Here is a 2,381-nt window from a genome sequence, read left to right as displayed (position 1 = left end):
TCGCCAAAACATCTTCGGCGTTGTAAGGTTAAGCCTCACGGTTCATTAGTATCGGTTAGCTCAACGCATCGCTGCGCTTACACACCCGACCTATCAACGTCGTCGTCTTCAACGTTCCTTCAGGAGACTTTAAGTCTCAGGGAGAACTCATCTCGGGGCAAGTTTCGTGCTTAGATGCTTTCAGCACTTATCTCTTCCGCATTTAGCTACCGGGCAGTGCCATTGGCATGACAACCCGAACACCAGTGATGCGTCCACTCCGGTCCTCTCGTACTAGGAGCAGCCCCCCTCAATTCTCCAGCGCCCACGGCAGATAGGGACCGAACTGTCTCACGACGTTCTAAACCCAGCTCGCGTACCACTTTAAATGGCGAACAGCCATACCCTTGGGACCTACTTCAGCCCCAGGATGTGATGAGCCGACATCGAGGTGCCAAACACCGCCGTCGATATGAACTCTTGGGCGGTATCAGCCTGTTATCCCCGGAGTACCTTTTATCCGTTGAGCGATGGCCCTTCCATTCAGAACCACCGGATCACTATGACCTGCTTTCGCACCTGCTCGAGCCGTCACTCTCGCAGTCAAGCTAGCTTATGCCATTGCACTAACCTCCTGATGTCCGACCAGGATTAGCTAACCTTCGTGCTCCTCCGTTACTCTTTGGGAGGAGACCGCCCCAGTCAAACTACCCACCAGACACTGTCCGCAACCCGGATTACGGGTCTACGTTAGAACACCAGCCATTAAAGGGTGGTATTTCAAGGATGGCTCCACGCAGACTGGCGTCCACGCTTCAAAGCCTCCCACCTATCCTACACATCAAGGACCAGTGTTCAGTGTCAAGCTATAGTAAAGGTTCACGGGGTCTTTCCGTCTTGCCGCGGGTACACTGCATCTTCACAGCGAGTTCAATTTCACTGAGTCTCGGGTGGAGACAGCCTGGCCATCATTACGCCATTCGTGCAGGTCGGAACTTACCCGACAAGGAATTTCGCTACCTTAGGACCGTTATAGTTACGGCCGCCGTTTACCGGGGCTTCGATCAAGAGCTTCGCGTTGCCGCTAACCCCATCAATTAACCTTCCGGCACCGGGCAGGCGTCACACCGTATACGTCCACTTTCGTGTTTGCACAGTGCTGTGTTTTTAATAAACAGTTGCAGCCAGCTGGTATCTTCGACTGATTTCAGCTCCACCCGCAGGGGCTTCACCTACATATCAGCGTGCCTTCTCCCGAAGTTACGGCACCATTTTGCCTAGTTCCTTCACCCGAGTTCTCTCAAGCGCCTTGGTATTCTCTACCTGACCACCTGTGTCGGTTTGGGGTACGATTTGATGTTACCTGATGCTTAGAGGCTTTTCCTGGAAGCAGGGCATTTGTTACTTCAGCACCGTAGTGCCTCGTCATCACACCTCAGCGTTAAAAGGTACCGGATTTACCTGGAACCTCCGCCTACATGCTTAAACCGGGACAACCGTCGCCCGGCTAACATAGCCTTCTCCGTCCCCCCTTCGCAGTAACACCAAGTACAGGAATATTAACCTGTTTCCCATCGACTACGCCTTTCGGCCTCGCCTTAGGGGTCGACTCACCCTGCCCCGATTAACGTTGGACAGGAACCCTTGGTCTTCCGGCGAGCGGGCTTTTCACCCGCTTTATCGTTACTTATGTCAGCATTCGCACTTCTGATACCTCCAGCAACCCTCACAGGCCACCTTCAACGGCTTACAGAACGCTCCCCTACCCAACAACACAGAGTGTCGCTGCCGCAGCTTCGGTGCATGGTTTAGCCCCGTTACATCTTCCGCGCAGGCCGACTCGACCAGTGAGCTATTACGCTTTCTTTAAATGATGGCTGCTTCTAAGCCAACATCCTGGCTGTCTGGGCCTTCCCACATCGTTTCCCACTTAACCATGACTTTGGGACCTTAGCTGGCGGTCTGGGTTGTTTCCCTCTTCACGACGGACGTTAGCACCCGCCGTGTGTCTCCCGTGATAACATTCTTCGGTATTCGTAGTTTGCATCGGGTTGGTAAGCCGGGATGGCCCCCTAGCCGAAACAGTGCTCTACCCCCGAAGATGAGTTCACGAGGCGCTACCTAAATAGCTTTCGGGGAGAACCAGCTATCTCCCGGTTTGATTGGCCTTTCACCCCCAGCCACAGGTCATCCGCTAATTTTTCAACATTAGTCGGTTCGGTCCTCCAGTTAGTGTTACCCAACCTTCAACCTGCCCATGGCTAGATCACCGGGTTTCGGGTCTATACCCTGCAACTTAACGCCCAGTTAAGACTCGGTTTCCCTTCGGCTCCCCTATACGGTTAACCTTGCTACAGAATATAAGTCGCTGACCCATTATACAAAAGGTACGCAGTCACACC

1 rRNA gene is annotated in these 2,381 nt (G+C 53.3%); it reads right to left on the bottom strand.

Features of this window, described 5'->3' with window-relative positions:
* Positions 1-24: 24 nt before the first annotated feature.
* Positions 25-2,381: ribosomal RNA gene (locus VF709_RS24710) — 23S ribosomal RNA — on the bottom strand; the annotation flags it as partial.

It is taken from the genome of Enterobacter sp. Lyrl_3, from assembly GCF_051948675.1.
Taxonomy (GTDB): domain Bacteria; phylum Pseudomonadota; class Gammaproteobacteria; order Enterobacterales; family Enterobacteriaceae; genus Enterobacter; species Enterobacter cloacae.
This window is presented reverse-complemented; position numbering and strand designations above follow the sequence as displayed.